This window comes from Streptomyces alboflavus (genome assembly GCF_000716675.1).
Classification (GTDB): domain Bacteria; phylum Actinomycetota; class Actinomycetes; order Streptomycetales; family Streptomycetaceae; genus Streptomyces; species Streptomyces alboflavus.
Genome location: NZ_JNXT01000125.1, coordinates 1 through 5353, shown reverse-complemented (window position 1 = coordinate 5353; position 5353 = coordinate 1). Strand labels below are relative to the sequence as shown.

Here is a 5353-nt window from a genome sequence, read left to right as displayed (position 1 = left end):
CTCTCCCACCCGCCCGCCCCAGCCATTGCTTCGGCCCGGGTGGGGCGCACTGCCTGCCCGGTGCCCTCCAGCCCGCCTCAGCTAAGCCTTCAGCCCGCCCCGGTGAAGTCCTCAGCCCGCCCCGGCGAGGTTCTCAGCCCGCCTCAGTGAGGTTTTCCGCCCGCCCCGGGTGAACCTTTCGGACTGCCTCGGCGAAATTTTTAGCCCGTCCGGCGATTGAGGACGAGGCGCGGAGCGCCGATCGGGGGTGGCTGTCCCACCCGAAGGGGACGGTCGGCCCCGGGGTCCAGGGGCGGAGCCCCGGGATCGGGAAGGGGTGGGGTTGGGGAGCCCCCGGCAGGGCCTCCACCAGGCACGACGGCCCGAGGTGGGGGAAACCCCACCCCACACTCGGCGGGCCGCCTCATGGTCGCGGACACCCCGCACTCCGTACGTTCGATGCATCGACCACGCACGAACGACGGAAGGCCACGCCATGGGGCTGCGCAAGAAGAAGCGGCAGCAGCGACACGAGTCCGCCCCGGTCCACCCCGCGGACGCGGACCCCACGACGTCGCCCTGGGCCGTCGAGCTGCGCGCGGTGCGCCGTCAGTACGGCCGCGGCTCCGGCGCCGTACACGCCCTGCGGGGCATAGACCTGGCCCTGCCGCGGGGCAGCTTCACCGCGGTGATGGGCCCGTCGGGCTCCGGCAAGTCCACGTTCCTGCAGTGCGCGGCGGGCCTCGACCGCCCGACGGACGGCAGCGTCCGCCTCGGCGGCACGGAGATCACGGGGATGAGCGAGAACAAGCTGACGGCCCTGCGCCGCACCCGCCTGGGCTTCGTGTTCCAGGCGTTCAACCTGCTCCCGTCGCTCACGGTCGAACAGAACGTCCTGCTCCCGATGCGCCTCGCGGGCCACCGCCCGGACCGCCGCAGGGCGGCCGAGATGCTGACCCGGGTGGGCCTCGGCGACAAGGGCGGGCGCCGCCCCGGCCAGCTCTCCGGCGGCCAGCAGCAGCGCGTGGCCATCGCCCGCGCCCTGGTGACGTCCCCGGACGTGATCTTCGCGGACGAGCCGACCGGCGCCCTGGACACGACCACGGCGGGCGAGATCCTGCACCTGCTGCGCTCGGCCGTGGACGGCATGAACGCCACCGTGGTGATGGTCACGCACGACCCGGCCGCGGCGGCACACGCCGACCGCACCCTGTTCCTCGCGGACGGCGCCATCGTCGACCACGTGGAGGGCGCCTCGGCGGCGCGCATCGCGGACCGGATGACGGCGCTGACGAGGGCCGCGGCCCCCGCGTACGCGGGAGTGGCGGCGTGAGTTTCGTACCCAACGGACTGGCCCGCGCGGCCGTCCGCTTCAAGCCGGCCGCCTTCGTGGGGACGTTCGTCGCCCTCGCGATGGCCGCCTTCATCGTGTCCGCGTGCGGCATCCTCCTGGAGACCGGCCTGCGCGCCTCCGTACCACCGGTGCGCTACGCCGACGCGCCCGTGGTGGCCGCCGCCGACCAGAAGTCCCACTATGAGACCGGCAGCGGCGAGGACCGCAGCGACAACGGCGCGCCGGTCACCGACCGCGCCCGCCTCGCCGACTCGCTGGTGGCGAAGGCGGCGTCGGCGCCCGGCGCGCGTACGGCCGTCGCCGACGTCACCTTCCCCGTCAAGCAGGGCAACAAGGAACTGACCGCGCACGGCTGGGGCTCCACCGCCTTCACCGGCGAGAAGCTCTCGGCGGGCCGCGCGCCCGGCACCGGGGACGTGGTGCTCGCGGGCACCGGGGCCCGGGTCGGCGAGCGCGTCACGCTCACCACGGCGGACGGCCCGCGGGACTTCCGGGTCTCCGGCGTCAGCGGCGGCAGCGAGGGGGCGCCCACGGCCTGGTTCACCGACTCCGAGGCCGTCCAGCTCTCCGGGCACCCCGGCCGCGTCGACGCCATCGCCGTGCTGCCCAAGGACGGCGTCACCGACGCCACGCTGAAGTCGCAGGTCGCCAAGGCGCTCGGCGACAAGGCCGAGGTGCACACCGGCGACGACCGCGGCGGCGCCGAGGACCCGGGCCTCACCGAGGCCGAGGAGCTCCTCACGGGCCTCGGCGGCTCCTTCGGCGGCATCGCCGCGATGGTCGCCGTGTTCACCGCGGCCGCCACCGTCGCCCTCTCCGTGGGCCAGCGGGCCCGCGAGTTCGCGCTGCTGCGCGCCATCGGGACGACGCCGCGCCAGATCCGCCGCACGGTCGCCACGGAGACGCTCCTGGTGGCCCCGCTCGCGGGCGCCCTCGGCTGCCTGCCGGGCATCGCCCTGGCGAACTGGTGGTTCGGGCAGCTGAAGGACAGGGACGCGGTCCCGGAGGCCGTCGACCTGTCGGTGTCGTTCATCCCGATGGCCGCCGCCGTCGGCACGGCCGTCCTCACCGCCCTGCTCGCCGGGATGATGGCCGCGCGCCGCCCGGCCCGCATCAAGCCGGGCCAGGCCCTGAGCGAGGCCTCCGTTGAGCGGCTGCGGCCGGGCTGGGTGCGCACCCCCCTCGGTGTCGCGGCGGCCGTCGGCGGCGTGGTGCTCTCGGGCGTCGCCGCCAACACCTCCGGCGACGACGCGGCGAACGCGGCGCTCGGCGTCGTGATGCTCTTCATGCTCGCGGTGGCGCTGCTCGGGCCGCTGGTGGCGCGGGCCTGCGCGGGCCTGTTCGGCCTGCCGCTGCGCGGTGCGGGCGCCTCCGCGTCGCTCGCCGCGGCCAACTCCCGCAGCAACGCACGCCGGATGGCCTCCGCGATCACGCCCATCGTGCTCGCGATGGCGTTCGCGTCCACGCTCGTCTTCATGCACACCTCCGAGAACAAGGTGGCGGAGAACCAGCAGCGCGACGGCATCACGGCGGACCACATCGTGGCGTCGCCGACGGGCTTCGACGCGTCGACGGTGCGCGAGGCCACCGGACCCGGCGGCGGCTCCGCGGTCGGCCTCCTGAAGACCTCCGTGCTGCTGCCGATGGGCTCGGGCGGCGACCGCTATCTGCAGTCGGCGAGCACGCAGGCCGTCACGGGCACCGCCGCGAACCTCGCCAAGGTGCAGGACCTGAACGTCGAGTCCGGCCGCATCGACCTCGGCAAGGGCAAGGTCGCCCTGGACGCGAATCTCGCGGGCAACGCCCACCTGAAGGTCGGCGACCGCGTCGAACTGCGGCTGCCCGACGGCACGAAGACCCGGCCCGAGGTCGTCGCGACGTACGAGCGCGGGCTCGGCCTGTCCCAAGTGACCCTGGGCGGCGCCGAGATGAAGCGGCACGTCACGTCGGCGTTCGACACCGAGATCTGGGCGAAGGGCTCCTCCGCGGCGGCGCTGAAGCAGCTGGCGTCCCAGGGCACGGTCCTGGAGCGCGACGACTACACCACCGCCCGGTCCAAGGACCGCGCGGTGCAGGCCTGGGCGAACACCACCATGGCGGCCGTCCTCGGCGGCTTCGCGGCCGTCGCCGCCGCCAACACCCTGGTCATGACGGTCCTCGACCGGCGGCGCGAGCTGGGCACGCTGCGGCTCATCGGCTCCACCCGGCGCCAGGTCCTCAGGATGGTGCGCTGGGAGGCGCTGCTCGTGACCTGCGCGGGCGTCGTCATCGGCACCGCCATCGCGCTGGCCACGCTGGTCCCGATGATGAAGGGCCTGACCGGTGAGGGCCCCTACATCCCGCCGCTCCTGTACGCGGCCTTCGCCGGGTCGGCCGTGGTGCTCGGCCTGGTGGCGACGGCGGTGCCCGCGCGGGCGGCCCTGGGGTCCTCGGCATGAGGCCCTAGGGTCGTCGGCATGACGCTGATGACCCTGGCCGAGGTGGAGACGGTGGCCCGGCGGGCGCACGCCGGGCAGACGGACAAGGCCGGGCGGCCCTACGCCGAGCATCTGGCGGCGGTCGCCGAGGGGACGCGGGCGCGGGGCGGCTCGGGGGCGCAGATCGCGGCGGCGTGGCTGCACGACGCGATCGAGGACGACGCGCTGACGCCGGACTGGCTGGACGCGGCCGCCCTGGCCCCGGCCACAAAGGCCATCGTGCGCGCCCTCACCAAGCGGCCCGGCGAGGCCCCGGAGGCGTACGCCGCCCGGATCCGCGCGACCCCCGGCGCCGTCCTGGTCAAGGAGGCCGACCTGGCCCACAACGCGGATCCGGGCCGTCTCGCCGTACTGGACGAGACGACCCGGACCCGCCTCACGGCGAAGTACGCGCACATGCGGGCGCTGCTGACCCCGGCCTGACGGCCGAGGGAAGCGTCAGCGGGCGGAGCCCCGCTCGCGGGCCAGCGCGGCCGCGTCGCGGCGGAAGGCCCAGTCCATCTTGGGCTCCATGGCGAAGCGGAACATCCGCTGCACCGGTGGCGTGCACAGGAGCGTCACCACGGCGGCCGCGATCACCGTCACGACCACCTCACCGGCGGGCTTGTACAGCCACGGGTTGGCGTCGAACCAGTCCCAGAACCGGGATCCCTTGGCGAGGAAGCCGTGCAGCAGATAGCCGTACAGCGTTCCTGCGCCGAGCACCGTGAACCACATCTTCCGGCGCGGCACCCAGGCGAAGAAGCACGCCGTGAGCAGTACCGAGCAGCCGAACAGGGCCAGCGTCATGACCACGCCGACCCACCACGGGACGCCGAGTTCCTGGGCGCTGTCGCGCCGGTAGAACCACACGGACGTCATCTTCGGGGCGGCCCAGTAGGCGAGCGCCACCGCGCACGCGAAGATCGGCACCGACAGGAGGCGCACCTCGCGGCGGCGCACCAGCTGGAAGTGCTCGGGCTTGATGAAGAGGCCGAGCACGAAGAACGGCATGAACTGCAGGACCCGCTGGAGGTCGAGGTCGTCGCCGATGTCGGGCGAGACCACGGCGAGCACGGCGATGGCCAGGGCGAGCGGCACCGGCCAGCGCACGACCTTCCACAGCGGAGTGGTCAGCCGCCACACGAACAGGGCGATCAGGAACCAGGTCAGGTACCAGGGGTCGAGCAGGCTGATCGGCTGCGTCGGATCGTCGTCGGCCCATCGCTTGAAGAAGGTGTACGCGACCTCGAAGATCACGTACGGCACGGCGACGCCGGTCACGAGCCGCTTGAGCCGGTCGGGGCGCATGTCGAAGCTGCGGGAGAAGTAGCCGGAGATCAGGATGAACGCCGGCATGTGGAAGGTGTAGACGGTCATGTACAGCGCTTCGGCGGTGCGGCTGTGATCCGTCAGGGGTTCCCACGCGTGGGCCATCGCGACGAGCACGATCGCCAGGTACTTGGCGTTGTCGAAGAACGCGTCGCGCTGCTTGGCGGGCTTGCCCGCGCCGTCGGCGGGGCGGGCGGTGGCGGGCACCGCGGGGGCGGGGGAGGTGTGGGGG

The 5353-nt window shown here is 73.8% G+C and carries 4 protein-coding genes; 3 read left to right on the top strand and 1 reads right to left on the bottom strand.

The window, feature by feature from the left end; genetic code table 11:
- The first annotated feature begins 475 nt into the window (after positions 1-475).
- Genes OO63_RS40930 through OO63_RS40920 form a run of 3 tightly spaced genes read left to right on the top strand, consistent with a single transcriptional unit; the run spans position 476 to position 4233 of the window.
- Positions 476-1312 (top strand): ABC transporter ATP-binding protein, encoded by an 837-nt coding sequence (locus tag OO63_RS40930; RefSeq protein WP_030362527.1) that lies wholly within the window; start codon positions 476-478, stop codon positions 1310-1312.
- Complete coding sequence (locus OO63_RS40925; protein ID WP_030362528.1) at positions 1309-3771, top strand: FtsX-like permease family protein; 2463 nt, start codon at positions 1309-1311, stop codon at positions 3769-3771. Before OO63_RS40930 ends, OO63_RS40925 begins: the two co-directional genes overlap by 4 nt.
- An 18-nt stretch (positions 3772-3789) precedes the next feature.
- Complete coding sequence (locus OO63_RS40920; RefSeq protein ID WP_030362529.1) at positions 3790-4233, top strand: HD domain-containing protein; 444 nt, start codon at positions 3790-3792, stop codon at positions 4231-4233.
- 15 nt (positions 4234-4248) lie between these two features.
- Here OO63_RS40920 and OO63_RS40915 read toward each other — a convergent pair whose 3' ends face one another.
- Positions 4249-5328 (bottom strand): acyltransferase family protein, encoded by a 1080-nt coding sequence (locus tag OO63_RS40915; RefSeq protein WP_051910202.1) that lies wholly within the window; start codon positions 5326-5328, stop codon positions 4249-4251.
- Between the last annotated feature and the right edge of the window lie 25 nt (positions 5329-5353).

Bases quoted from the DNA above. Each gene is read 5' to 3' on its own strand.
- OO63_RS40920 (WP_030362529.1), top strand. From the start codon at position 3,790: ATGACGCTGATGACCCTGGCCGAGGTGGAGACGGTGGCCCGGCGGGCG.
- OO63_RS40930 (WP_030362527.1), top strand. From the start codon at position 476: ATGGGGCTGCGCAAGAAGAAGCGGCAGCAGCGACACGAGTCCGCCCCG.